Raw genomic sequence first — 25118 nt, 5'->3', positions numbered from 1 at the left:
CCCCCGGATGCCGGGGACGCCCTCGCATACTGCCAAACCGTCAGTCGTCGCCTTGGAAGTAGCTGATGAGGCGCAGCATCTCCAGGTAGAGCCAGATCAGGCTGACCAGGATGCCGAACGCCGCCACCCAGGAGTAGCGCTGCGGCAGACCCATCCGCACGCCCTCCTCGACCTCGTGGAAGCTGAGGATGAAGCTCAGCGAGGCCACCACGATGCAGACGAGGCTGAAGCCGATCGCGAGTGGGCTGCCGTCGCGCAGCCCGGTGTTGATGTCGAAGAGCGCGAGCACCAAGTTGATCAGCATGACGGCGAAGAGGCCGGCCATCGCCGCCACGACGCCGCGGATGAACCGGGGGGTGGCCCGGATCGCACGGATCTTGTAGAGGATCGCCATCAGGAAGAAGACGCCGAACGTGGCGGTGACCGCCTGGAGCACGATGCCGTCGAAAAACGTCTCGTACGCCTTGCTCACCATGCCGACGAAGACGCCTTCGAACACCGCGTAGGCCACGACCAGTGCGGGGTTGGCCATCCGGGAGAAGGAGATGATCAGGCCGAGCACGAGACCGATCAGCGCCGCGCCGATCCAGGCCGCGGGGGCCAGGGAGTCGGGGATCAGCGCCCATGCGGCCCCGGCCGAGATGCCGGTGATGCCGAGCAGCGCGACGGTCTTGACGACGACGTCGTCGACCGTCATCGGCCGCACAGTGGGGGGAGCCGCCGGATAGTCGGTCGTCGGGTACGCCGAGTCGTAACCGGGCTGACCGTACTGACCGACCGGGGCGTACCCGGCAGCCCGCTCGCGCTCGGCCGCCTGGCCGAGCCGTGCCAGCACCGGGTTGGAAGTCTTCACGTCAAGCCTCCCTGACAGGGTTTGTGCACCGCTTCGTGCCCCACCAAGGGTAAACGCCAATCGCGACAAACGGTGAGAGGGCTGGGTAAGTGCGCCGCCGAGGTGTGCCTGGGGAAGGTGCTGCCGGGATTCGAAGCCGCATGCCTCGCGGCCGGCCGCGAGTCCTGTGCCCGGGGCGGGACTCGAACCCGCATGCCTCGCGGCAGCCGCTTTTAAGGCGGCCGTGTCTGCCGTTCCACCACCCGGGCCGGCGTAGGGAGAAATGTCGTGCAGAATGCCACGGTAGCGGGTCCACGCCCACCGGGGCGCACCCGCACGCCGGACCGGGCATTAGGGTCGAGCGCGTGACCAGCACAGCCCGCGCCGCGCAATCTGCCACCGGCGAGGCACATGCCAGCACTCCGGCCACCTCCCCCCGCACGGCCGACGCGATCGGTTCGCTGCGCACGAGACTGGCCGCGCTAGCCAGGTCACATGTGTGGGACGCGCTGGTCTGCCTCGCGTTCGTGGCGCTCGCCGCCTGGATCACGCACGGGCTCTGGCCCAACCCCAACGGCCGGGTGCTCGCGCTCAACCCCGAAGACCAGACCCTCTACGAGTGGTTTCTGGCCGCGGACACCAAGTTCGCGTTCGGCGACTGGGGCCTGCTGACCGACCGGCTCAACGCGCCGGACGGCGTCAACATGCTCAACAACACCACGGTGATCGCGCTCGGCACCGTCCTGACGCCGGTCACGCTGGCGTTCGGGGTACCGGTCACGTTCGCGGTCATCGCCGGCGCCAACCTCGCCGGCACCGCCATCGCCTGGTACTTCTTCTTCACCCGCGTGCTGCGCGGCAGCCGGCCGGCGGCGGCGCTCGGCGCCGGGCTGTGCGGCTTCGGGCCGGGCATCATCTCGCAAAACAACAGCCACCTCCACATGACCGCCCAGTGGCTGGTGCCGGTGATGGTGTGGCTGGTGATCCGGCTGGCGCGGGCTGCCGACCCGGCGGCACGGCCGGAGGGCGTCGACCGCCGCCGGGTGCTGACCTCCGCGCTCTGGCTGGCCGCCGTCGTGACCTTCCAGGTCTTCGTCGGCGAGGAGGTCCTGTTCCTCACCGCGCTGACCATGGTGATCTTCGTGATCGGATACGGCCTGGCCCGGCGCGAGCAGGCCCGCCGGGTGCTGCCGAAGTTCGTGGCCGGCATGGTGATCGCCGTCTCGGTGGCCGGCGCGGCACTGATCTACCCGCTGTGGTTCCAGTTCAAGGGACCGGGCAGCGTGCCCAACGGCGTCTTCAGCGCCTACTTCTTCTCCGCCGACGTGCTCAGCTTCACCGCCATCTCGCCGCTGTCGGTGCTCGGTTCGCCCGAGTCGGCCCGGCTCTCCACGGGAGCCGCAGAGTACAACACGTTTCTCGGCTGGCCACTGGTCCTGGTCGCCGTTGGCTGCCTGATCTGGCTGGTCCGCGAGCCGCTGGTGCGCGCGATCGCCGGGGCCGCACTCGTGATGACCTGGCTGTCACTCGGGCCCAAGCTGGTGATCGACGGCGAGCGTACGAGCATCCCCGGGCCGTACATGGCGCTGGTCGGGCTGCCGGTGATCGAGGGCGCGCTGCCGATGCGCTTCGCGCTCGCGCTGCTCCCGCTCGTGGCGATGCTGCTGGTGATCGCGGTCGACCGGGCGCGGGCGCACGCCTCCCGTCCGGTACGCCTGCTCGTGCCGGCCGCGGTCGTGGTGTCGCTACTCGCGATCTTCCCGAAGCCGCTGCCCACAGAGGACCGCCCGCCGCTGCCACAGTTCATCACCGGCGGCCACTGGCGGGAGTGCGTCAAGCCGGGCGGGGTGCTCGTGCCGGTTCCCGTGCCGACGCCGCCGGAGCCGTGGGCGATGCGGTGGGCGGCGGCGGCCAACGCCGAGTTCGGCCTGCCCGAGGGTTTCTTCATCGGGCCGTACGGCAGGGGCGGGCGGGCATCGATGGGCACGTACAAGCGGCCCACTTCGCAGCTGCTGGCACTCGTGGCGAGGCAGGGCGGCCGGCCCGAGATCGGCGAGCCGCAACGCCGGGCGGCGCGCGACGACATCGCCTTCTGGGGCGCCTCCTGCGTCGCCGTGGCCGCGGACCAGCCGCACCGCGAAGACCTGGTGGCCACGCTGGAGGCACTCCTCGGTCCCAGCACGAAGATCGCCGACGCCTGGACCTGGAAGGTGGGCTAGCCGGCCTTCCTTGACAAGACGTGCCCGGGTCCGCGTCAGCGGCGGACCGCCGCTCCCGCCGGAGACCGCACAGGCCGGCGGCTCGCGGAGCGAGCCGAAATCCCCGACCTGCGCTGCCGACTCCGCGCGGCAAGCCCAACGACCGCGACCAGCAGCGGATGGGTGAGGCCGCGGGAGCAGCGGTCCGGACCACGACGGACGTCGCGGTAGCTCACATTTTCTGGTTAGCCGACCTTCGGGGTCACTTCGGTGAACTCGTCGCGCGGGTCGTGCAGCTGGCCCAGCGCCACCACCTCGCGGCGCAGGAAGAAGGCGAGCGTCCAGTCGATCACCACGCGCACCTTGCGGTTGAACGACGGGATCCGGCTGACGTGGTAGGTGCGGTGCATGAACCAGGCGAGCGGGCCCTTGAGCTTGATGCCGTAGACCTGCGCCACGCCCTTGTGCAGGCCCAGGCTGGCGACGCTGCCCACGTGCTTGTGCTTGTAGGGCACCGGCTCCTTGCCCCGGATGACCGCGCGGATGTTGTCGGCCATCCGCACGGCCTGGCGTACCGCGTGCTGGGCGCTGGGCGAGCAGAAGGTGCCGGGCGGGCCGGTGAGGTCGGGCACGGCCGCGCAGTCGCCGGCGCTCCAGGCGCCCTCGACCACCGTGTCGCCGTCGACCACCTGGAGCGTCGGCAGGCAGGTGATCCGCCGCCGGTCGTCGCGGGGCAGGTCGGTGTTGTCGAGCATCGGCGAGGGCTTGACGCCGGCCGTCCAGACGATCGTGTCGGAGGCGAAGCTGTCTCCGTCGGAGAGCTTCACCACGCCGTCTACACAGGACTCGAGCCGGGTGTCGAGGCGGATGTCGAGGCCGCGCTTGAGGAGCTGCTGCACCGTGTACGCGCCCATGTCGCGGTCGACCTCGGGCAGCACCCGCTGGGTCGCCTCGACGAGCACCCAGTGCATGTCCCCGACGTTGAGCTCCGGGTAGTACTTGAGCGCGTCGCGGGACATGTCTTCCATCTCGGCGAGTGCCTCGATGCCCGCGTATCCACCGCCGACGAAGACGAACGTCAGCGCCCGGCGCCGCGTCTCCGGGTCGGTGGTGACGGCCGCCACGTCGAGCCGGTCGAGCACGTGGTTGCGCAGGTAGATGGCCTCACCGATGGTCTTGAAGCCGATGCCGTGCTCGCGCAGCCCGGGGATCGGCAGCGTGCGGGAGACCGAGCCGGGCGCCACGATGATCTGGTCGTACTCGATCTCCAGCGGCGGGCCGATGATCGGCTGCACGGTGGCCGTCTTGCGGCTGTGCTCGATCCGGGTCACCGCGCCGGAGACGATCTTGCAGTGCTTGAGCTCACGGCGCAGCGGCACCACCGAGTGTCGCGGGGATATGTTTCCGGCCGCCGCCTCGGGCAGGAACGGCTGATACGTCATGTGCGGCTGCGGGTCGACGACCGTCACCTCGGCCTCGCGCGCCCGGAGCTTCTTGGACATACGCAGGGCCGCGTACAGGCCGACGTGGCCGGCACCCACCACAAGGATCCGTTGCGCGCTCACGACCTACATCATTCCCCTGTGGCGGCGGTTACACCTGGTCCATGCCGGCATCTGTGACCGCCGATACGACTGGTGTGACGGCGGCAACGCCTCAACGGCGGCGGAGCAACCAGGCGAGCAGCGCCGTCGCGCCGAGCGCCACCCCCAGGCCGGCCAGCGCCGCCACGAGGAGGTCGCGGTCGCCGCCCCGGTTGGCCGCGCTCAGCAGGAGCACGGTGAGCACCGCCGAGCCGAGTACCACCGCCAGTGCCCGGGAGAGCCACCGCACGGTGACCTCGGCCGGGACGTGCGCGTCGTAGGGCAGGAGCGCGCTGAGCGCCGCCAGGCTGTGGGTCAGGTAGAGGAACGAGGCCAGCGCGATCAGCCGCCACAGCTCGACCGGGTCCTCGTACCAGATGGTGGAGACCACCCAGCCGGAGACCGCGGCCAGGATGGCCACGGTGACCCAAGGGCTGCGCGGCAGGATCGCGGCGATGCCGGCGAGGATGACCAGCACGCCGGTGAAGTAGCCGGCGCGCATCTCCGCCGGGTACCCGACCACGAGCGCGGCCAGCGCGACGGCGAACACGCCCGCGCGCACCAGCAGCGGCCCGGCCGTGGCCCGGGACAGCACGTACGCCGCGCGGCCGATCACCGCAGGGCCCCTTTCGGCGCGGAGGCCATCCGGGCGACGTCGCGGAGCACCAGGTCGAGGGTGCCGGCTCCGGCCCAGCGCACCACCGGCACGCCGTGCTCGCGCAGCTGCCCGATCGTGTTGTCGCGCTCCAGCCGCCACAGCCGGTGCGCCATGTCGGTCCAGTCGCTGCGGCGGGCCGGCGCGACCCGCTCGGGCAGCGTGTCGACCGCGAGCACGAAGCGTCCGGCGCGGGCCAGCTTGGCGAGCATCTCGCCCGAACGCGCGTCGATCAGCGGGGTGAAGACCACCACAAGCGCATCCGAGGAGAGCAGGTGCGGGCCGAAGACGTGGTCGTACGGCTCGTACGGGGACGGCTGGGCCTCGACGTCGAGGAGCCACTCCAGCACGGTCAGGTACTGCCGGCGGCCGGTCGCGGGGCGCAGGCGGCGGGCCGACGTGCCGTACTCGAGCATCGAGACCCGGTCGCCGCGGTGCAGGTAGTGCTCGGCGATCGCGGCGGCGGCCCGCACCGTGGTGTCGAGCACCGACGCGGTGCCGCCCACGCCGCCGGAGCTGCCCGCCTCGGCGAGTACGTCGAGCAGCAGCACCACCTCGGCGTCGCGGTCGGAGAGGGTGGCGGCCACGTGCAGCTGCCGGGCGCGCAGCGAGACCCGCCAGTCGATGCGGCGAAGGCGGTCGCCGGGCTGGAAGACGCGTACGCCGGCCAGCTCGCCGCCCTCCCCCGGGCGCCGCGACCGGTGCGCGCCGACCAGCCCGGCGGCGCGCGGCATGGCCTCGTCGGCGTCGAAGGGCTCGGTGACCGGGTACACCTTGACGTCCCGCGCGTAGGCGACGCCCGGCCGGCTGATCATCAGCCCGTCGCAGGCGGCGGCGCGCGCGGCGGCCGGGCCGAGCGGGTGGCGGCCCCAGCGCAGCGCCTTGCCGCGCAGCTCCACCTGGTCGACCGCGCCCGGCGCGAGCGTGAGCACGACCGGCCGGTCGCCGTCCTTGATCCGCAGCCACGGCGGGATGCGGGTGCGGATCACCACCAGGTCGTACGCCGGCGGGTCCGGGTTGCCGACCGTCACGGCGGCGAAGGCCTCGGCGCCCTCCACGAGATAGCCCTCGTCGATGTCGAGCGCGATCCGCGGCCGCTCGCGGGGCCGGCGGTGCAGCGCGACGGCGGCGCCCACGGCGAACGGGATCGCCAGCACCACGAGGTCGACCCGCCCGGCCAGGACCCCGGCGACGAGGAGCAGCCCGGTCACCAGCACCGCCCGGCCGAGCGCCTTGGTGGGCACCCACTCGGGCTGGGTGTCGAGGAACTCCACACTCCCCTCGACCCCTGGAACGGCGGGCCGGAGAAGCGTCACCGGCCCGGCTCGAGGGGCTCGGTGATCCGGGTGCCCGGCTCCCGGCCGCCGAAGCCGGCGGCGTAGGTGGGCAGCGCGCCGCTCGCCGGTGCCGGCACCTTCTCCAGCACCTCACCCACCACAAAGGACGGGTCGACGCGGCGCAGCCACATCTCCGGGCGGAGCGTGATGCGGTGTGCGAGCGCCGGCGCGGCGACCTCCTTGACGTCTTCCGGGATCACGAAGTCGCGGCCGGCGAGCACGGCCCGCGCCCGGGAGAGGAGCAGCAGCGCCAGCGACCCGCGCGGGGAGGCACCGACGAGCACCGACGGGTGCTCGCGGGTGGCGGCGGTGAGGTCCACGATGTACCGGCCGATCGAGTCTTCGACCGCGATGTCTTCCAGGGCGGCTTGCATGCCGCGCAGGGTGGCGGGGTTGACCACCGCCCGCAGCTCGGCCTCCTCGCGGCGGCGGGACATGCGGCGCTGAAGCACCTCCCACTCCTCGTCGCGGCTGGGGTAGCCGAACGAGACCCGCAGCAGGAAGCGGTCGAGCTGTGCCTCGGGCAGCGGGTAGGTGCCTTCGTACTCGATCGGGTTGGCGGTGGCCAGCACGTGGAAGGGCTCGTCGAGCCGGTAGGTGACGCCCTCGACCGAGACCTGCTTTTCCTGCATCGCCTCCAGCAGGGCGGCCTGTGTCTTCGGCGGCGTGCGGTTGATCTCGTCGGCGAGCAGCAGGTTGGTGAAGACCGGCCCGGCGCGGAACGTGAAGTCGGAGCGGCGCTGGTCGTACAGGAACGAGCCGGTGACGTCGGCGGGCAGCAGGTCGGGTGTGAACTGCAACCGCCGGAAGTCGAGCCCCAGCGCCTGCGCGAACGACCGCGCGGTCAGCGTCTTGCCGAGGCCGGGGAGGTCTTCGAGCAGCACGTGGCCGCCGGCGAGGATGCCGGAGAGCACGAGCTCCAAGGCGCCGCGCTTGCCCACCACCACCGTGCCCACCGTGTCCAGCACGGCGTGGGCGAGGCGCCCCACCTCGTACACCGGCACCGCTTGGACGTCGTCGCTCATAGCTTCTCCAGTCGGGAGATGGACGCCGCCAGATCGCGCGGCGCCACGGGGCGCTTGACCGGGGTGGTCAGGATGGTCCACAACTCTTCGCCCAGGAGCGCGCGGGCGCTTTTCGGGTCGCTGGCGATGGTAAGGCCATGGCGCTGGCGCAGGCGCTCGTCGGCGAGCTCGCGGAGCATCTTGGGCACGGTGCGCAGGTAGCGGTCGAGGTCTTCGCGGCGGGACCAGCCCAGCGGCACCTCCCACCGGTGCACCGCCACGCGCAGGGCGTCCTGGCTGGTCCGCCAGTTGTACGAGCCGCTCTCCTCGCCCACCACGCGGCGCAGCCCGATCTTCGCCAGCGGTGGCGCCGCCACGTACGCGACGACCCGGCGGAGCAGCAGCAGCGCGAGGCAGCCCGCGAAGGCGAGCGGGATGGCCAGCGTCAGGCCGGCCATCCGCATGCCGAAGACCGCGACCGCGGCGAGGCCGGCGGCCATCAGCACCGTGCGGATCCACCAGCCGGCGCCGGTGGCCACGCGCTTGGGCTGCGGGGGCGGCTCCTCCTCGTGTACCAGGAGGTCGTCGATGCTCGTCTCGACGCTCACGCCCTTGCCTCCGCCGTCAGCTCGGCGCGCAGGCGCTGGAGGGCGGCGCGGGCCTGCTCGCGCATGCGCTCGTCGACGGCGTGCGTGGCGTACCGCGCCTCGCGGTAGACGTCGGCGAAGCTGGCCAGCACGTCACCGCTCACGTTGTGCTGGCCGAGCAGCCGGGTGACGAGGTCGGTGGGCGTGTCGGTGGCCTGGCGCGGGGTGCCGGCCGCGGCCGCCGCCTGCTCCAGGCGCAGCCAGCAGGCGATCACCGCCCGCCGCGGGTCGAGGTCGGCGTCGGAGAGGTCGATGAGACCGGCGTCGAGGGCGGCGACGACCTCCTCCGCGCTCGCCGTGCGGCTCACCTGGCGCGGCGGCATCTTGCCGCGCACGCGCCGGCGGCTGACCTCGCGGGCGAGGGTCCAGACCATCACACCGATGAGTACGGCCAGGATGACGCAGCCGATGACCAAGGCGGCCGTGCCCAGCCAGCCGGGCACCTGGGTCGGGTCGGTGTCGACGAAGTCACCCGGCTGGGGGGTGGGCTCCCGCTCCAGGTCGTGCTCCTCGAGCTGGGGCGCGGGGCCGCTGTCGATCGCCGGCTCGTCGACCCGGCCGATCTGGGGCGAGGAGTGCGCGGCAGCGACCGCCGCGAGGGCGAGAAGCAGGACGACAGCGGCCAGTGGCCACAATCTGCGCAGTGAACCAGGAGTCATTTGGCGTTATGTCCGGAATGTCAATAGTCGGGCGTGCCTGTAACCGTACCGCCCGGCGTCAGGCAAGCCCCGCGAGGTGCTTCGCGGCGGCGAACACATCGTCCAGCATCGCGGGTGTGAGCCGCCCGGTAAAGGTGTTCTGCTGGCTCACGTGGTAGCAGCCGATCAATGCCGGCACGTCCGCGCCACTCCATCGGGCCCCGTGACCGAAGGCGGGCCGGGGTACGGGCGGGCGTACCCCGTACACCGCGGCCATGGCCGGCCACCACGCGGCCCAGGCGAAGGCACCCAGCGCGACCACCACCCGGAGCGTGGGTTTGACCAGCTCGACCTCGCGGTGCAGCCACGGCGCGCAGGTGTCGCGCTCGCCCGGCGTGGGCTTGTTGTCCGGCGGCGCGCAGCGGACCGCGGCGAAGATGCGGGTGTCGCGCAGCGCCAGCCCGTCGTCGCGTGACACGCTGGTCGGCTGGTTGGCCAGGCCGGCCCGGTGCAGCGCGGCGAAGAGCACGTCGCCGGAGCGGTCACCGGTGAAGATGCGACCGGTGCGGTTGCCGCCGTGCGCGGCGGGCGCCAGGCCGAGGATGGCCAGCCGCGCGTCGCCCGCGCCGTAGCCGGGGACGGGCCGGCCCCAGTACTCCTGGTCGCGGAAGGAGGCCCGCTTGGTCGCGGCCACCTCCTCCCGCCAGGCCACCAGCCGGGGGCAGGCGAAACAGTCGGAGACGGCGACGTCAAGATCGTCGAGGGTGGCCGACCGGCGTGCGCGGCCGGCCACCTCATCGGGGGTCCTGGTCTCAGCCAAGTTTGGTACGGAGGAAGTCGAGCGTGCGGGCCCAGGAGCTCGCGGCCGCCTCCCGGGCGAAGACCTCGGGCCGGTCGTCGTTGAAGAAGGCGTGCTTGGTGCCCGCGTAGTCGTAGAGGACGCAGTCGCCACCGGCCTCCTCGATCGAGCGCCGGGCCAGCTGCACCCCCTCGGCCGCCGAGGTGCCGTCGCCCTCGGAGCAGTGGATCACGGCCGACTTGCCGGAGTAGCCGGACCAGTCGGGGCGCATCCGCTCCCACGGGAGCACCGGATAGAAGCCGACCGTGGCGACGATCCGCTCGGACAGCGTCGCCGACCACAGCGCGAGGCTGCCACCCGCGCAGAAGCCGACCGCGCCCACCTTGCCACCGGTCTCCGGCCGCTCCGCGAGGTACGCGGCGGCGCCGGCGATGTCTTTGGCGGCCTGGTCCATCGCGAGGCCCATGATGAGCTTGCCGGCCTCGTCGGGCTCGGTGGTGTGCTTGCCGTGGTAGAGATCCGGCGCCAGCGCCACGAATCCCGCCTCCGCGAACCGCTCGGTGAGCGAGATGATGTGCGGCACCAGGCCCCAGTACTCCTGGATCACTACGACGGCTGAGGCGCCGGGGGCGGACGGTAGAGCGAGATATCCCTCACTCGTCCCACCGTTGCTGCGGTAGCTAACCATTTCGCCCATAGGCCGTCCTCCTGCCGGTCAGTCATCGTTGGCTGGTCGCACAGTGGCGTTCTTGCGTGCGCGTAGCCTGCCATGCCGTACCGGGGTGGGGAAAGGCAACGGCGGCGTGGCGTACACCTCCCTGTTGCTCTGTGTACGCCTCGCCGCCGCGGGGAACGGGGTATCAGGCCGGCTTCAGGCAGAGCACGTAACCCTTGCCGCCGGCCGGGATCGCGTAGTACCGCATCGTGGCGTCCTTGAACGGCTCGCACACCTCGTCGACCGAGGCCTGCGCGACAGTGACGTCGTCGACCCGGCCGGACACCGTGTACTTGGCGTCGGGCGAGTCGCAGGCCACCACCTTGGCGTCCTTGACGTTGGCCTCCTCGCCGGGCTGGGCCTGCGGCAGGTTGGCGAGGCAGTCGCCCGCCTTGGCGTCCTGGGTCGGGTCGGTGGTGGAGAGCACCCCGCGCACGACGACGACGGCGACAACCGCGAGGACCACCACCGCGAGCACGGCCACGATGCCGAGGATCACCTTGCTCGCGCCACCCTTCTTGGCGGGGATCGGCGCGGGCTCCGGCGCCGTACCCTCTTCCTGGGCTGGCGACGAAGGTGGCTGGTTGGTCACGGCGGGGTCCTCTCCCGGGCGATGGTCATTCGGCGGTGGCAACCTAAGCGAGCCGGCCCGGCCGCCGCCACCCCGGTCACCTAATGCGAGTGTCCGGACACAGGCGGCAACGCATCGCCAAGTGTCCACTGTGGATGCGACGCCCCGGTACTTGCCGCCAGCAGCTAGTGTGTCGCCGTGCAGGCCGAGGATGTGTTGGGACGCTTGGCAAACGCCAGCGGCGTCTACCGGGGGCGCGGCGACGGCCCGGAGAGCGGACCCTTCGTGGCGAGGATGGCGGTGGCGTCGATCGTGCGCGGCCGCGCGGTGACCCTCGACTACGAGGCCACCAACGACCACAACGGCCTGCAACACGTCGAGCACACGGTGCTGGTGGCTGGCGAGGCGGGCCGGCTGGAGCTGCACGTGGCGTGCCTCGAGCTGCCCGGGGTGGTGCGCTTCACGCAGACCAAGCCGGGCGAGTTCACCGCGTACGAGGGGCCGCTGGTGGCCCGCATCATCCTGCACCTGCCCCAGCCGGGCGCGATCAGCTACGCCTGGTGGTGGTCACGCGACGAGTCCGAGCCCCGCGAGCAGTCCCGGGCCGAGCTGCGCCGCACCAACTGACCCGCTCCTGCGCCAGGCGCCAGTCTCTATGCCAGGCGCCAGTCTCTACGCCAGGCTCCAGGCGATGCCGTCGAGGATGTCGTGTTCGCTGGCGACCACCGCCGGCATGGCGGCGCGCTCCATGACGACCCGCAGCACGAGCGCGCCCGCGCCGATCACGTCCGCGCGGCCCGGGTGCATGACCGGGATCGCCAGCCGCTGGGCGGTCGTCATCGCGAGCAGCTCGCCGGTGACCTTGGCCACCTCGTCATAGGACACGACCGCGTGGTGGGTGCGGCCCGGGTCGTACTCGGGCAGGCCGAGCGCGATCGCCGCCACCGTCGTCACCGAGCCAGCCAGCCCCACCAGCGTGCGGGCCTCCCGCCCCGGCACGGCGGCCAACGCCCGGTCGACCGTGGCGGTGACGTCATCGGTGGCCGCGGCGATCTCGGCGGCCGTGGGCGGGTCGCCGTGCAGGTGCCGCTCGGTCATCCGGACGCACCCGATGTCGACGGAGATCGCACCCTCCACGGTGGACTCCCCCACCACGAACTCGGTGGAGCCGCCGCCGATGTCGACCACCAGGTATGGCGGCTCGGCGCTCAGGCCACGCACCGCGCCGGTGAACGACAGCCGCGCCTCCTCCTCGCCGGTCACCACCTCCGGCTCGACGCCCAGCGTCTCGACCACCATGCCGCGGAAGTCGCCCGCGTTGGCCGCGTCGCGCGTCGCCGAGGTGGCGCACATCCGCACACGGGTGGCACCGAGCTCGCGGATCTGGGCCGCGTAGGAGGCGAGGGCCACGCGGGTGCGCTCGATCGCCTCGGGGGCCAGCCGGCCGGTGCGGTCGACCCCCTGACCGAGGCGGACGATCTCCATGCGCCGCACGACGTCGGTCAGCGACCCGTCGATGTCGGCCACCAGCAGCCGGATCGAGTTGGTCCCACAGTCGATCGCCGCCACCCTCGTCATGCGTGAAACCCTAGCCGGATGCTCCCGCCGGTCACCGCGGTCCACGACATCGTCGCCGCCATCACACCCCTGGACGACCTGGAAGCGACCCACCGGCAGGAGACGCTGCGCTGGCTGGAGAGCACCGACGACGTCTTCCGCCGGGTCAAGCCGGCCACGCCGCCACGCCACCTCGTGTCGTACGTCGTGCCGATCACCGCGGAAGGCGACATCCTGCTGGTCGACCACGTCAAGGCCGGCCTGTGGCTGCCGCCCGGCGGCCACGTCGACCCGGGCGAGCACCCCGCGGACACCGCCCGCCGAGAGGCTCACGAAGAGCTCGGCGTCACGGTCGACGTGCGGCCGGTCTTCCTCACCGCGACTCTGACGAGGAGCATCGACGCCGGGCACACCGACGTGAGCATCTGGTACGTGGCACCGGGCGACCGCGCCTGGACGGTGCCGGCGAGCGAGGAGTTTCACGCCGCCCGCTGGTGGACGCCGGGCGAGATCGCGGACGCCGGCGAGATCTTCGACCCGCACTTCCGGCGCTTCGTCCGCAAGCTCTCCAGCCTTTGCCGCTTTCCCCGATGATCGTTCGCCCAATACCCGCACTCTTCCCGGCGTGTCGTGTCGTTTCCGGGCGAACGATCATGACGCCGCATCCCCAACCAGTGGGAAGGCGGACCGGCGACCTGCCGGCCACGGTAGTCCGCGGCCCGGTCAATCCCCTAGCCGCAGCCAACGTGCGAAGCCCGAGCCGTGCCACCCACCCAGTAACGCGAAACAAGGCCAGCCGGCCCCGTCCGGAGCCCGAGGCCCCGCCGGACTAGAGACCTTTCGGAGTCGGGGGCCTTCGACCCCCTATCCCGGCCCATGAGCTCGTGACGCTGCGTCAGGATGGCGAAGAACATGGGCAAATTTGCCTCGAAGCAACGCCACGACGGGCGGCGACCCCGACCCCGAAAGGTCTCTAGAGGTGGAGGAGCATGCGGCTGTTGCCGAGGGTGTTGGGTTTGACGCGCTCGAGGCCGAGGAATTCGGCGACGCCCTCGTCGTACGAGCGGAGCAGTTGCTCGTAGACCGGCGCCGGCACGGGTGCGCCGTCGATCTCGACGAAGCCGAACGAGCCGAAGAAGCCGGTCTCGAAGGTCAGCACGAACACGCGCGCGATGCCGAGCTCGCGCGCCACGCCGAGCAGCTCCGAGACGATGCCGTGGCCGATCTTCAGGCCGCGGCAGGAGGGGTGCACCGCTACCGTGCGGATCTCGGCCAGGTCTTCCCACATCACGTGGAGCGCCCCGCAGCCCACCACAGCACCGTCGGGGCCGCGGGTGGCGACCCAGAACTCCTGCACGTCTTCGTAGAGGGTCACGGTGGCCTTGCTGAGCAGGCGGCGTTCCTCGCTGTAGGTGTCGATCAGGTCGCGGATGGCCCGCACGTCGGCGGTGCGGGCCCGGCGGATCACGATGTCACGCATGGTCCGTCCGCCCACCAGGCGCCGACCTGCTCGACCACCTCGTCGCCGAAGGGGTTGACGCCCGGCCCGACCGCCAGCGCGTGTCCCATGTGGACGTGCAGGCACTTGACCCGGCCGGGCATGCCGCCGGCCGAGGTGCCCTCGATCTCCGGCACGTGCTCGATCGCCTCGCGGCGGGTCAGGTAGTCGTCGTGCGCGGCGCGGTACTGCTTGGCCAGGTCGGGATCGGTGGCGAGCCGCGCCTCCATGTCCTTCATGACGCCGGCGGACTCCAGCCGGCTGCACGCCGCGGTCGCGCGCGGGCAGGTGAGGTAGTACAGCGTCGGAAACGGTGTGCCGTCGGCGAGGCGCGGCCGGGTCTCGACCACGGCGGGCAGGCCGCACGGGCAGCGGTGCGCCACCGCGCGCGTGCCGCGGGGGGTGCGGCCGAGCTGGGCGGCCACCGCGTCGAGGTCGGCGGCGGTAGCGGGCTCGCTCATCGGTCGCTCTCCGCGTCCGCGGCCTGGATCGAGGACCACAGCGTGTCGTACCAGGGGTCGGCGGGCTGGCTCTTGCCGGCGTCCGGCGGGGTGCCGGCGTCGCGGGCCGCCCCCTCGGGGTCGGTGAGCACCACCAGGGGCACCTCGCCCGGGTAGACCATGTAGAACCGCTTTCGCGCCTGGATCTCGATGTACCGCTCGTCTTTCCAGAGCGCCGCCTGCTCGCTCAGCTCGCCGATCCGCCGGCGCTGGTCGGCCTGCGCCTGCTCCATGCTCGCGATGTCGGACTGCTGGGTCAGGTAGACCCGCACCGGATAGGTGTAGCCGAGCGCGAGGGCGATGAGCACGACGAGCAGCACTGTCGCGCGGCCGGTGAAGCGGCGCGGCTGCGGCGCGTTGGTGCGGCGCACCGGCGCGCGCCGGGCGGCCGGGCGGTTGGCCGAGCGGCCGGTCTCGGCGCTCTCCTTGGCTTCGGCGCCCCGGGACACCGGGCGGCCGGTCCGCGGTGGCGCGGCCCGGCTCCGCTGTCCCGGGCGCCGGGCGGGGCCCTGCCCGCCCGGCGTGAGCCTCTGCGTCATCACGTCCTCCCCGTGATCCGGGGCGCTTGTCGCAGCCCTAGATCAACTAGGACAGATGGTACCGCGGGAAGGCCGCGGCCCCCGCGTACCGCGCCGCGTCGTCGAGCTCCTCTTCGATGCGAAGCAGCTGGTTGTACTTCGCGACCCGGTCGGAGCGCGCCGGCGCGCCGGTCTTGATCTGGCCGGTGCCGGTGGCCACCGCGAGGTCGGCGATCGTGGTGTCCTCCGTCTCGCCGGAACGGTGGCTCATCATGCACGTGAAGCCGGCACGGTGGGCGAGGTCGACCGCGTCGAGTGTCTCGGTCAGCGAGCCGATCTGGTTGACCTTGACGAGCACGGAGTTGGCCGCCTTCTCGGCGATGCCGCGCGCGATGCGCTCCGGGTTGGTGACGAAGAGGTCGTCGCCGACGATCTGGATCTTTTCCCCCAGCGCCGCGGTGAACGCCGACCAGCCGGCCCAGTCGTCCTCGGCCAGCGGGTCCTCGATGGACACGATCGGGTACGAGTCGACCAGCTTGGTGTAGTAATTGATCATCTCGTCGGTGGGTTTGGGCGAGCCCTCGAAGACGTACGCGCCGTCCTTGTAGAACTCGGTCGCCGCCACGTCGAGCGCGAGCACGATGTCGTTGCCCAGCCGCAGCCCGGCGGCCTGCACAGCCTCGGCGATCAGGTCGAGCGCGGCCGCGTTGGTGGGCAGGTTGGGCGCGAAGCCGCCCTCGTCGCCCAGCCCGGTCGACAGGCCCTTCTTCTTCAGCACCGACTTGAGCGCGTGGTAGACCTCCGCGCCGGTGCGCAGCGCCTCGCGGAACGTCGGCGCGCCGATCGGCGCGACCATGAACTCCTGCACGTCGACATTGGAGTCGGCATGCGCGCCACCGTTGAGGATGTTCATCATCGGCACCGGCAGCACGTGCGCGTTGGGGCCGCCGACGTAACGGAAGAGGCTCAGCTCGGCGCTGGCGGCCGCCGCCTTCGCCACCGCGAGGGAGACGCCGAGGATGGCGTTTGCCCCGAGATCCCCCTTGTTGGGCGTGCCGTCCAGGTCGAGCATCTTCTGGTCGATGGCGCGCTGCTCGCTCGCCTCGTACCCGATCAGCTCGGGCACGATCCGGTCTTCGATGTTGGCGACGGCCTTCTCGACGCCCTTGCCGTTGTACCGGCCGCTGTCGCCGTCGCGCAGCTCGACCGCCTCGAAGGCGCCGGTGGAGGCGCCGGACGGTACCGCCGCGCGCGCGATCGTGCCGTCGTCGAGCCCGATCTCGACTTCGACGGTGGGGTTGCCGCGCGAGTCGAGAATCTCCCGCGCGACGATTCCCTCGATGGTGGCCACTGTGACGCTCCTCGCCTAGATGTTCAGGGGCCGCCGCTCTGCGGCCGAGGCTTCGCCGATGAGCCTAATGAGGGCGGGAATTGGGCTCGCCGGCAGGTCGAAACTCAGTACCCTGGCCCCCATGCCTCGCGCCCGTCTCGTCCGTCTCGTGCTGGTGGCGGTGACGCTGGGTGCGGCGGTGCCGGGCTGCGGCGAGACGGGCGGGGCGATCGACCGCGCCGACCTCGTCAACGAGCTGGCCAGCCGGCTCGACGCGTCGGGCCAGCTGACCTATTCGGCGGAGTACCAGCTGCCCGAAGGCCGCACCGCCACGATCGCCCAGGCCCAGTCCCCGCTGCGCTCGGCGTACATGTACCCCGAGGGCAAGCTGACCGTCACCGACGAGGCCACGGCCGACTGCCGGCGCGCGGGCGCCACGACGACCTGCACGCTAACCGAGGCGCCCACGCCCAACAACGAGCCGGCCGTCGCCGCCTTCCGCGACGCCGGCGCGCACGGGCTGATCGCACCGACCGTGGTGATCAGCCTGCTCACGACCGCGTCGCTGGAGCGCGGCGCCACGATCGAGCAGAGCGGCACCACGATCGCCGGGAGGCCCGCCACGTGCGTAGCCGTGCGCGGCATCCGCGACGCCGCCGCCTCCGCGTTCGACGCGTGCATCACGATCGACGGGGTGCTCGGCAGCTTCTCCGGCGTGGTCGACGGCAGCGAGGTCGACATCGCCATGACCCGCTACCGCGACCAGACCGACCCCGACGCGTTCACCCTCCCGGCCGGCGCCAAGATCGTCGACGAGCGATCCGGCACCTAGAGGCGGGGTGTTTCCCTTTTCGTTGCCCATGTCCGCGTCACCTGTAGACCGTTTGCTCCCGCGGGCACCGCTCCGGTCGGGGTTTCGGCGTCGCTGGCGCTCGCCGAAACCCCGACGCTCCGCTGCCGGGTCCGCGGTGCAAGCCCACGGGCCACCAGATCTTGGTATCTAATGCCCCATTCGGGCAGCTCGACTTTCGCGGTTTTGGTCGCTCGAGGCCGGGCCAAGCAAGGCTTCGCAAGCGCGGTGGCTCTCGCCCTTCGGTGATCGTTAGCCCAAAACCCGCGTTCGTGCCCGCGTGTCACACGGGTTCCGGGCTAACGATCATGACGCATCCCGGATGCTGAACCACATCCCCAAACACTGGGAAAGCGGCCGGCGAGCCGCCGATCATGGTGTTTCGCGGCCAGGCCAACCCCGAAGCCGCATACTCCAAAAGGCGAACGGCTTGGGGCGCGGAGCTGGCAGCGTGGGTCGGGGATTTCGGCGAGCGCCAGCTCGCCGCCGACCCGCGCGGTCTCCGGCGGGAGCGGCGGTCCGCAGCTGACGCGGACCCGGGACAATTTCGCCAGCCCGGGTGAGCGGCGGCCGAAGCCGCCGGCTCACCCGGTGAAGGTTGTGCCGCGCTAGTTGACGTCGAAGGTGCGCACGTGCAGCACCTCGTCCAGCGGGTAGACGCGGTCGGCGCGCGGTGCGCGGGCCATGGCCAGCCGGACCTGGGTGCCGTCCGGCCACGCCAGGCCGACCGCTTCGCCGAACCCGAGATCCGGGCTCTCCTCGCCCGGCGCCGGGGTCGGTACGTCGAGCCGGGAGGCGCCGGTCGTCAGGTCCACGACGGCCAGCCGCAGCGGCTCTTTGACGGCCCGCTGGTAGCTGACGGCGGCTAGGCGGCCGTCCTGTGACATCCGCGCCATCCGCACTTCGTGGCAGGCACCCGGCGTCACCGGGTGCTCCGCGGTTGATCCCGTCCGCAGGTCCACCACCTTGAGGTAGCAGCGGCGCTGGCGTTCGCCGGTGATCAGCGCTCGGTCGCCGGCCACGTCGGCGTCCCTGACCTCGGACCAGTAGTGCTCGGCGAGGCGGTCGGCGGGGACGAGGACGCGTTCCTCGCCGGTGGCCAGGGTGTGCGCCACGAGCCCGGTGTGCCTCAGCAGGTAGGCCGTCTCGGCCGTCGCACCCACCAGCCGTGTCAGGCCGCCGTTACCCACGGACCTGGCCACTTCGACCGTCCCCTCCCGCGACAGGACCAGGAGTCTGTCGGGCTTGAGGCTGGCACCGTCCAACGGCCGTCCCTCGCCCCGTGGGGGAGGGCTTCCGAAGAACGCCGGCTGAGACTTCTCCCGCGCGGCGACCACCACACGGCCGTCCGGCAGGCCCACGGCGTCACTCACGACGAGCTTTTCGGGCAGGCCCCAGCGGGCGACCGCGCCATCCGGCTGGACCTCGAAGGCGGTGCCGGCCGGCAAGGACACGCCGAACTCGGGGCCGTTCTCGCCCATTCTCAGTGACCAGTAGCCCTGAATCATCAGGCGCTGGGCGGTCTTGTCCTCGCCCGCGGGGCGCTGGTCAGGCCCGGCGCCCCGGCTGCCGAGCACGGGCAGGGCCGCCAGGCTCACCGCGACGAGTACGGCCACGCCCGCGGCGCCGGCGACCGCCCGCCGCCGCCTGCGGCGCCGCCACCGCTGCTCGATGCCGCCGAGGTCGGGGATGTACTCGGTGGTGCCGGCCGCGGCGTCGTGCACCGCGTCGACAAGGTCCTCAGGTATGACGCTCACGACTCGCTCCTTCCCTCCAGCTCCTGCCGCAGGGCGGTCAACCCGCGGGAGAGGCGGCTCTTGACGGTGCCTTCGGAGATGCTCAGGGCGCGCGCCGTCTCGGCGGTGGAGAGCTCCAGGAGCACCCGGCAGACGATCACCGCGCGCTGGGCGCGCGGCAATCGGTCCAGTGCCGCCCGGGCGGCGAACGCGGCAGGGTCGGTCGCCGCCGCGCGCGGGTGCCGCTCCTCGGTGAGTACGCCCTGTTCCCGCCGTACCTTGCGCCACCACGACGTGGCCCAGTTGAAGCCCACACGGAAGACCCAGCCGGCGGGATTGTCCAGCTCGCGGACGTGGCGCCAGCGCGCGTACGCACGGGTCATCGCCTCGTCGACGGCCTCCCGGGCCACGTCGTCATTGCCCAGTGTCACCGCCAGCGCCTTGTACACCCGGTGCACGTGGGCCCGGTAGAACTCCGGAAACGTGCCCAGGTCGGCGCGGTGGGTCGCCTTTGACGCCGTCGGGATGCTCACGCCGGTACACGCACCGGGCGCCCGCCTGGTTCCCCTCAGACGCCGAGGAGTGTGCGCAGATGGCGGGGTGGCGGGGAGCCGTGGGCGAGCATGGCGTCGTGCCACTCACGGGGTGAGGTGCCGGCCGGGCGGGCGGCCGCGATGTCGGCGACCTCCGTGTAGCCGACGAAGTAGGTGGAGAGCTGCGTCGAGGTGAGCAGCGCCCGGCGCCACTTGCCGGCCGCCTCGCCCTCCTCCTGGAAGCCCCGCCCGGTCATCAGCGCCATCGCGTCCGCCTCGGACATGTCTTCGCAGTGCACCAGCTGGTCGAGGATGGCGTTGATGCTCATCCGCAGCTGCATCTTGAGCTGCTGAAGGCGGACCGGCAGCCCGCCGAAGCCAAGGCCGACCATCAGCTCCTCGGTGTAGACGGCCCAGCCCTCCACGAACGGGCCGGACGAGCCGATCGCGCGCACCCGGGTCGTGCCGCGGTATCGGCGGGCGTGTGCGAGCTGGAGGAAGTGGCCCGGCATCGCCTCGTGCACCGTGAGGTTGCGGATCATCTGGTTGTTGTACTCGCGGTAGAACGACTCGACCCGCTCCGCCGGCCAGTCCGCCGGGGCGGGCGCGATGCAGTAGAACGTGGGCAGGTCGTCCGACTCCAGCGGGCCGGGCGCGTCGCAGTAGGCCACCGCGACGCCGCGGGCGAACTCGGGCATCGGCAGGATCTCGCACGGGTCGTCGACGAGCCCGACCAGGTCGTGGGCGCGGACGAAGTCGGTGGTCTCGCCGAGCGTCACCTTGGCGAGGTCCACGATGGACTCCTCGTCCGGCCGCTCCGCGGACAGCTGGCCGAGCGCGCGGCGTACCGTCTCGTCGTCGGGCGGACCGCCGACCAGCTCGGCCGCCGCGGCGCGGATCTCCTCCGTGACGCGCTCGAGATTGGCCTGTGCGCGGGCGAGCACCTGCGCGGCGGGCAGCTCGGTGTCGAGCGTGTGCCACAGCCGTGCCTCCCACAGCCGGCGACCCAGCCGCGGGTCGCGGTCGGCGCCGTCCACTTTGGAGCGGAGCCACGCCGCGAACCCGTCGAGCTCGGCCGCCGCGGTCTCGGCCGCCGGCTCGACGGTGGCGCGCATCCCGGGCGCCGCGGCGAGCATGCCGGGCACCTCCTCGCGCACCAGGGCGGCCGCGCCGGCGAACTGTCCGGCCGCGGTCTCCACGTGCACGCGCGGGCAGTCGCGCAGCGTGGCGCGGGCGGTGGCCAGCGCGTCGGGGACGGCGGCGAGGCGGCCGGCCAGGCTCGCCAGCCGCTCCTCCGTGGACGCGAAGGGGCGGGCGATCAGGTTGTAGATCAACGGCGCGGGGTTGTGCTCGAGCGGGTCCCACTCGTGCGCGCGTACCTCCGTGGCCTCGAACAGCCCGCGCTCGACGAGCGCGGTCAGTACCGCGTGGTCGACCTGCTCGGGCGGGTCGAGGGTGTCGGCGTCGACCTCGGCGAGCGCGTTGCCCGCGTCGCGCAGCATCGCCACCTGGGCGGCCACGCCGCTCGCGGACAGGTCGGGCAACCTGTCGTCGAAGCGGTGATCGCCCACATAGGAGGCGAGGGCCGGGTTGCTTTCCAGGACTGCGTCGACGATGCGCTCAGCGAGCGGTACGAACTGCGCCATACGCAGACGCTAGCTGCTGTACGGCCGTTTCGAGCTCCCCGGGTGGGTTCGCCGCGTAGCCGAGCACGAGTCCGGGCGGTCCGCCGCTGGCCAGGCGCATGCGGGAGAGCGGCAGCGGGCCCAGCCCGGCGGCCCGCGCCCGCTCGGCGAGGGCCTCGTCGTCGACGCCCTCCGGCAGCTCGACGACCAGGTGCAGGCCGGCCGCCACGCCGGAGATACGCAGGCCGGGCATGTGCCGCCGCAGGGCCGCGACCAGCGCGTCCCGGCGCCGGCGGTGTTCCAGCCGGGCCCGGCGCAGGTGGCGGTCGTACCCGCCGCCGGCCAGCATCTCCGCGAACGCGAGCTGCTCCAGGACGGGCCCGCCGAGGTCGGCCCACGCCTTCCGCTCGGCCACCGCGTCCCGCCATTTCTCGGGTACGGCCAGCCAGCCGAGCCGCAGCGCCGGAGCGAGTGCCTTGCTGACCGAGCCGATGTACGCGACGGTGTCCGGGGCGATCCCCTGTAGGCACCCGACCGGGTCGCGGTCGTAGCGGAACTCGGCGTCGTAGTCGTCTTCGACGATCAGCCCGCCGGTGCGCCGCGCCCACTCGACCAGTGCCGCGCGGCGGGCCGGCGCGAGGACGACACCGGTCGGAAACTGGTGCGCCGGCGTGACGAAGACGGCGGGCACGCCCGAGCGTTCCAGCGCGGCCACGTCGAGTCCGTCGCCGTCGACCGGCACCGGCACCAGGCGCAGCCCGTGGCTTTCCAGGTGTCCGCGCACGCCGTAGCTGCCCGGCTCCTCGAAGCCGATCGCGGTCGCCCCGCCGTCCCGCAGCGCGGCGGCCAGCACGGCGAACCCCTGCGCCGCCCCGGTCGTCACGATCATCTGGCCGGGGCTGACCCGGGCGCCGCGCACCCGCCCGAGGTAGCTGGCCAGCTCGGCACGCAGCCGCCGCGCACCCGACGGATCGCCGTAGTCGAGCGCGGCGTCCGCCATGTGCGCCAGCGTCTTCTCGTACACCCGGCGCCACGCCGCGCGCGGAAACATGCCGAGGTCGGGCACGCCCGGCCGCAGCAGCACCGCCATCGCCTGCTGATCGGGGGGTTCGGCGGGTCGCCGGACGGGCTCGCTCGTCAAGGCCGCGACCACCGTCCCGGCGCCTTGGCGGGACAGGAGACGGCCTTCGGCTACCAGCTGCTCGTACGCCTCCACCACCACGCCGCGGGAGAGCTTCAGGTCGGCGGCGAGGGCGCGGCTGGACGGCAGGCGGGTGCCGGGGGCGAGGCGGCCGTCGGCGATGGCGTCGCGGAGCGCGTCGATGAGTTGGTCGGCCAGTCCCGGCCGTTCGCGGTCGAGATGGACCAGCGCCTCCCACAAAATGGTCCTCCATCGTCGCGCTCAAGTGGCTCTGTCTTATGGACCACTGCCACCATAGCGTCGCTCTCATGAAGGTTGGCGCGCTGCTCTGTATCGCGGGCATGGTGATCGTCGGGAGCTCGGTGTCGCTGAGCCAGCTGATCCTCGACTACCCCACGCTGACCGGCCAGGCGCTGCGGTACGGGCTGGCCGCCCTCATCCTCGCCCTCCTGGTCCGCGGCCGGGTCCGCCCAACCCGCCGTGAGCTGGGCATCCTGACCGTGCTGGCGGCGACCGGGCTGGCCGCGTTCAACGTCTGCATCCTGATCGCCCTGCCGCACGCCGACGCGGCCGTGGTCGGCACCGTGATCGGCGCCGCCCCGCTCGGCCTCGCGCTGCTCGCGCCGATGCTCCGCGGCGCCCGACCGGCCGCCCGGATCGTGGTGGCCGCGGCCGTGGTCGTCGGCGGCACGGCGCTCGTGCAGGGCTCCGGCAAGGCCGACGCGGTGGGCGTGCTCGCCTCGTTCGGCGCGCTGGTCGGCGAGGTGCTCTTCTCGCTGCTCGCCGCCGCGGTGCTGCCCCGCCTGGGAGCGATCCGGGTCGCCGCGTACAGCTGCGGGCTCGCCGCCCCGCTGCTCCTGGTCGGCGGCCTCGCGGCCGGTGAGGTGGCCGAGTGGCGGGCGCCCACGCCGGTCGAGGCGGTCACGCTCGGCTACCTGGCGCTGCTGATGACGGTGGTGGCGTTCGTGGCCTGGTTCACCGGGTTGCAGCGGCTGGGCGTGGAGCGGGCCGGCATGATCGTCGGCCTGATGCCGGTGGCCACGCTGGTCACCGCCGCGATACAGGCCGGCCGCCTGCCCGATCCGGGCCAGACCGCGGGCGTGCTGGTGGTGGCGCTCGGGCTGGCGGTGGGCCTGACCGCTCAGCCGGCTTCGGTTGGGCGCGCGGAGCCGGCTTCGGCCGCGCGCACCGATTCGGCGTACGACAGCGCGGTCCGCCGGAGCGCGGCCTCCGCGTCGAGCCCGCGCGAGCGGGCGTCGGCGACGATGGCCAGCAGCGCCGCACCGAGATCGTCCTCGGCCTGAGGTAGCGGCACTTCGATGCCCGCCCGCTCCGCCCGCTGCATGATCTTGGCGGCCAGCGCGAGCGCGGGCTGGGCGAGCGCGATGCCGTCCACAGCGGAGTCGCGGGACTTTTCGGCCCGTTTGATCTGCTCCCAGTTTTCGATGATCTCGTCCACCCCGGCCACGGCCGCGCCGGCGAAGACGTGCGGGTTGCGGCGGATCAGCTTCGCCACCAGGTCGCCGGCCACGTCGTCGACCGACCACCGCTCGTCTTCGGGCAGCTCCTCCGCCATCCGCGCGTGCAGCACCACCTGGAGCAGCACGTCACCGAGCTCCTCGCGCAGCGCGCCGAGGTCGCCCGCCTCGATCGCGTCGTAGGCCTCGTAGCACTCCTCCAGCAGGAACTGCGCGAGTGTGGCGTGCGTCTGCTGCCGCTTCCAGGGGTCGCCGCCGGGCGACATGAGCCGGTCCATCACGGTGACCGCGTCGATCAGCCGGGCGCCGGGCGGATCCCACGAGCCGTACATCAGCTCCAGCTCGGCCCGCCCCGGCTCGCGGGTCAGCCGCAGACCCAGCTCGCGGGCGAACGCCTCGTCACCTGTCGGCCCGGCCAGCCACACCGCCGTGCCGTCGGCACCCGCCGCGTCCAGCAGCGCGTCGGTGCCGCTCGCGATCGTCACCGAACCGCCCGCGGACCGCACGACGGCGGCCAGCCCGCTCTCCGCGCCGGCCAGCACCGGGTGGGCGCGCACGAGATCCCAGGCCTCCGCCGTCAGCAGGCCGACCGGCAGGCGGGGCGAGGTGACGAGCAGTACGAGCCGGGCCGTCATAGAGAAACGTCGGTCACCATGTCGGACGAGATGTAGGGCAGGTCGAAGAAGATCAGGCCCTGGCCGGTGTTGAGGAACACCGGCGCGTTGACCGGGGCGTACTTGGGGTTGACCTTGGTGTCGGTCGACTCCAAGGCGGCGCCGAGCGCGGTCGCCACGACGATCCCGTCCACGGCGGAGGGGATCTGCGCGATCGACTTTCGCACCTCGTCCACCGGGGCGCCCGGCTGGATCACGTCGACCTTGACCAGCGCTTCGTACACCTTGGTGATGCCCTCGTCCGTGAGCTGGGAGCGCGGGGCGTTCTGGAGGATCACCGACTGGAGCTCGTACCACTCGGCGGCCAGCTTCACGTACTCGCTGTCGGCGGGCAGCTTGCGCGCGTCGGCGACCGCCGCCGGGTCGATCGGCTGCGGCGCGGGCGGCAGGTTCTTTTCCTTCACCACGCGGCGGGCCAGCTCGAGGCTCACCAGCAGGTCGACGACTTCCTGGCGGGTCACCGACTGCTCGGCGGCGGGCGCGGGCGACCCGGACGCCTCCGGAGTGGGCTCCTCCTTGGGCGCCTTGGCCACCGCGTCGTCGTACACCTCGGAGACCCGGTCTTCGCTGATCGTCGTGTCACCCACGAACGCGGCCTTGCCGGTCTCGGTCTGGCAACCGACGAGGCTGCCCAGGCCCAGCGAGGCGACGACGAGGATGGATGCCAGCCGGCGGCCACGGTTCATGGCCGACACTCTC

At 72.4% G+C, this 25118-nt stretch carries 25 protein-coding genes, 1 tRNA gene and 1 pseudogene; 5 read left to right on the top strand and 22 right to left on the bottom strand.

The annotated features are described in order from the left end of the window. Positions 1-40: 40 nt before the first annotated feature. Positions 41-853, bottom strand: a complete 813-nt coding sequence (locus ACTMTJ_RS02270) for a Bax inhibitor-1/YccA family protein (RefSeq protein WP_441214307.1) — start codon at positions 851-853, stop codon at positions 41-43. A gap of 167 nt (positions 854-1020) precedes the next feature. Beyond that, positions 1021-1101: transfer RNA gene (locus tag ACTMTJ_RS02265), tRNA-Leu, on the bottom strand. A gap of 96 nt (positions 1102-1197) precedes the next feature. Between ACTMTJ_RS02265 and ACTMTJ_RS02260 the strand changes: the two genes are divergently transcribed. Continuing rightward, positions 1198-3051 (top strand): hypothetical protein, encoded by a 1854-nt coding sequence (locus ACTMTJ_RS02260; protein WP_441214306.1) that lies wholly within the window; start codon positions 1198-1200, stop codon positions 3049-3051. A gap of 224 nt (positions 3052-3275) precedes the next feature. Here the strand turns inward: ACTMTJ_RS02260 and ACTMTJ_RS02255 are convergent, their stop codons facing one another. From ACTMTJ_RS02255 to ACTMTJ_RS02215, 9 genes are all read right to left on the bottom strand, one after another. Next, a complete protein-coding gene (locus ACTMTJ_RS02255) occupies positions 3276-4595 on the bottom strand; it encodes an NAD(P)/FAD-dependent oxidoreductase (protein WP_441214305.1) in 1320 nt (439 codons plus the stop codon). A gap of 91 nt (positions 4596-4686) precedes the next feature. Then, positions 4687-5229, bottom strand: a complete 543-nt coding sequence (locus ACTMTJ_RS02250; protein ID WP_441214304.1) for a hypothetical protein — start codon at positions 5227-5229, stop codon at positions 4687-4689. Beyond that, positions 5226-6542, bottom strand: coding sequence for a DUF58 domain-containing protein (locus ACTMTJ_RS02245; protein WP_441214489.1), 1317 nt, complete (start codon positions 6540-6542; stop codon positions 5226-5228). The genes ACTMTJ_RS02250 and ACTMTJ_RS02245 overlap by 4 nt, the downstream gene beginning before the upstream one ends. Before the next feature lie 38 nt (positions 6543-6580). After that, positions 6581-7630 carry an AAA family ATPase gene (locus ACTMTJ_RS02240; protein ID WP_441214303.1) on the bottom strand — a complete coding sequence of 350 codons (1050 nt, stop codon included), beginning with the start codon at positions 7628-7630 and terminating at the stop codon, positions 6581-6583. Then, positions 7627-8217: a hypothetical protein gene (locus tag ACTMTJ_RS02235; protein ID WP_441214302.1), complete on the bottom strand. Its 591-nt coding sequence runs from the start codon at positions 8215-8217 to the stop codon at positions 7627-7629. Before ACTMTJ_RS02235 ends, ACTMTJ_RS02240 begins: the two co-directional genes overlap by 4 nt. Continuing rightward, complete coding sequence (locus ACTMTJ_RS02230; protein WP_441214301.1) at positions 8214-8915, bottom strand: DUF4129 domain-containing protein; 702 nt, start codon at positions 8913-8915, stop codon at positions 8214-8216. The genes ACTMTJ_RS02235 and ACTMTJ_RS02230 overlap by 4 nt, the downstream gene beginning before the upstream one ends. 58 nt (positions 8916-8973) lie before the next feature. Beyond that, positions 8974-9687, bottom strand: a complete 714-nt coding sequence (locus tag ACTMTJ_RS02225) for a uracil-DNA glycosylase (RefSeq protein ID WP_441214488.1) — start codon at positions 9685-9687, stop codon at positions 8974-8976. 19 nt (positions 9688-9706) lie between these two features. Beyond that, on the bottom strand, positions 9707-10390 hold the full coding sequence (locus tag ACTMTJ_RS02220; RefSeq protein WP_441214300.1) for a dienelactone hydrolase family protein: 684 nt from the start codon (positions 10388-10390) through the stop codon (positions 9707-9709). A 163-nt stretch (positions 10391-10553) separates the two neighbouring features. Then, positions 10554-11000, bottom strand: a complete 447-nt coding sequence (locus tag ACTMTJ_RS02215) for an LppU/SCO3897 family protein (RefSeq protein ID WP_441214299.1) — start codon at positions 10998-11000, stop codon at positions 10554-10556. A 177-nt stretch (positions 11001-11177) separates the two neighbouring features. Between ACTMTJ_RS02215 and ACTMTJ_RS02210 the strand changes: the two genes are divergently transcribed. Next, a complete protein-coding gene (locus ACTMTJ_RS02210; protein WP_441214298.1) occupies positions 11178-11606 on the top strand; it encodes a hypothetical protein in 429 nt (142 codons plus the stop codon). Positions 11607-11651: 45 nt separating this feature from the next. Here ACTMTJ_RS02210 and ACTMTJ_RS02205 read toward each other — a convergent pair whose 3' ends face one another. After that, the gene (locus tag ACTMTJ_RS02205; RefSeq protein ID WP_441214297.1) at positions 11652-12557 is read right to left on the bottom strand and encodes a Ppx/GppA phosphatase family protein; all 906 of its coding nucleotides are present in this window, start codon (positions 12555-12557) and stop codon (positions 11652-11654) included. Positions 12558-12575: 18 nt separating this feature from the next. Between ACTMTJ_RS02205 and ACTMTJ_RS02200 the strand changes: the two genes are divergently transcribed. Continuing rightward, entirely contained in the window at positions 12576-13130 is a 555-nt protein-coding gene (locus tag ACTMTJ_RS02200; protein WP_441214296.1) for an NUDIX domain-containing protein, read from the top strand. 379 nt (positions 13131-13509) lie between these two features. On the opposite strand, the gene ACTMTJ_RS02195 is transcribed toward ACTMTJ_RS02200, so the two are convergent. Genes ACTMTJ_RS02195 through eno form a run of 4 tightly spaced genes read right to left on the bottom strand, consistent with a single transcriptional unit; the run spans position 13510 to position 16403 of the window. Further along, positions 13510-14016, bottom strand: coding sequence for an amino-acid N-acetyltransferase (locus ACTMTJ_RS02195; RefSeq protein ID WP_441214295.1), 507 nt, complete (start codon positions 14014-14016; stop codon positions 13510-13512). Continuing rightward, positions 14001-14495 (bottom strand): DUF501 domain-containing protein, encoded by a 495-nt coding sequence (locus tag ACTMTJ_RS02190; protein ID WP_441214294.1) that lies wholly within the window; start codon positions 14493-14495, stop codon positions 14001-14003. Before ACTMTJ_RS02190 ends, ACTMTJ_RS02195 begins: the two co-directional genes overlap by 16 nt. Further along, complete coding sequence (locus ACTMTJ_RS02185) at positions 14492-15073, bottom strand: FtsB family cell division protein (RefSeq protein ID WP_441214293.1); 582 nt, start codon at positions 15071-15073, stop codon at positions 14492-14494. The genes ACTMTJ_RS02190 and ACTMTJ_RS02185 overlap by 4 nt, the downstream gene beginning before the upstream one ends. A 46-nt stretch (positions 15074-15119) precedes the next feature. Continuing rightward, positions 15120-16403, bottom strand: a complete 1284-nt coding sequence (gene eno / locus ACTMTJ_RS02180) for a phosphopyruvate hydratase (protein WP_441214292.1) — start codon at positions 16401-16403, stop codon at positions 15120-15122. 121 nt (positions 16404-16524) lie between these two features. On the opposite strand from eno, the gene ACTMTJ_RS02175 reads away from it, so the two are divergent. After that, positions 16525-17214, top strand: a complete 690-nt coding sequence (locus ACTMTJ_RS02175) for a hypothetical protein (protein ID WP_441214291.1) — start codon at positions 16525-16527, stop codon at positions 17212-17214. Between the two features lie 626 nt (positions 17215-17840). On the opposite strand, the gene ACTMTJ_RS02170 is transcribed toward ACTMTJ_RS02175, so the two are convergent. From ACTMTJ_RS02170 to pdxR, 4 genes are read right to left on the bottom strand one after another with little or no spacing between them, the layout of a single operon-like run. Beyond that, positions 17841-18989, bottom strand: a complete 1149-nt coding sequence (locus ACTMTJ_RS02170; RefSeq protein WP_441214290.1) for a hypothetical protein — start codon at positions 18987-18989, stop codon at positions 17841-17843. After that, the gene (locus ACTMTJ_RS02165) at positions 18986-19501 is read right to left on the bottom strand and encodes an RNA polymerase sigma factor (RefSeq protein WP_441214289.1); all 516 of its coding nucleotides are present in this window, start codon (positions 19499-19501) and stop codon (positions 18986-18988) included. Before ACTMTJ_RS02165 ends, ACTMTJ_RS02170 begins: the two co-directional genes overlap by 4 nt. 35 nt (positions 19502-19536) lie before the next feature. Further along, positions 19537-21147, bottom strand: coding sequence for a DUF885 domain-containing protein (locus ACTMTJ_RS02160; RefSeq protein WP_441214288.1), 1611 nt, complete (start codon positions 21145-21147; stop codon positions 19537-19539). Then, the gene (pdxR, locus tag ACTMTJ_RS02155) at positions 21122-22507 is read right to left on the bottom strand and encodes a MocR-like pyridoxine biosynthesis transcription factor PdxR (RefSeq protein WP_441214287.1); all 1386 of its coding nucleotides are present in this window, start codon (positions 22505-22507) and stop codon (positions 21122-21124) included. Before pdxR ends, ACTMTJ_RS02160 begins: the two co-directional genes overlap by 26 nt. A 38-nt stretch (positions 22508-22545) precedes the next feature. Here pdxR and ACTMTJ_RS02150 point away from each other — a divergent pair. Continuing rightward, positions 22546-23385: pseudogene (locus ACTMTJ_RS02150) on the top strand (DMT family transporter); the annotation flags it as partial. A 23-nt stretch (positions 23386-23408) separates the two neighbouring features. On the opposite strand, the gene ACTMTJ_RS02145 reads toward ACTMTJ_RS02150, so the two are convergent. Beyond that, positions 23409-24380 (bottom strand): nucleoside triphosphate pyrophosphohydrolase, encoded by a 972-nt coding sequence (locus tag ACTMTJ_RS02145; RefSeq protein ID WP_441214286.1) that lies wholly within the window; start codon positions 24378-24380, stop codon positions 23409-23411. Next, positions 24377-25105: a hypothetical protein gene (locus ACTMTJ_RS02140; RefSeq protein ID WP_441214285.1), complete on the bottom strand. Its 729-nt coding sequence runs from the start codon at positions 25103-25105 to the stop codon at positions 24377-24379. The genes ACTMTJ_RS02145 and ACTMTJ_RS02140 overlap by 4 nt, the downstream gene beginning before the upstream one ends. Between the last annotated feature and the right edge of the window lie 13 nt (positions 25106-25118).

Source organism: Phytohabitans sp. LJ34, from assembly GCF_052068095.1.
In the GTDB taxonomy this organism is placed as follows: domain Bacteria; phylum Actinomycetota; class Actinomycetes; order Mycobacteriales; family Micromonosporaceae; genus Phytohabitans.
Note: the sequence above shows the minus strand (reverse complement) of the source record. Positions and strands in the feature narration are given on the sequence as shown.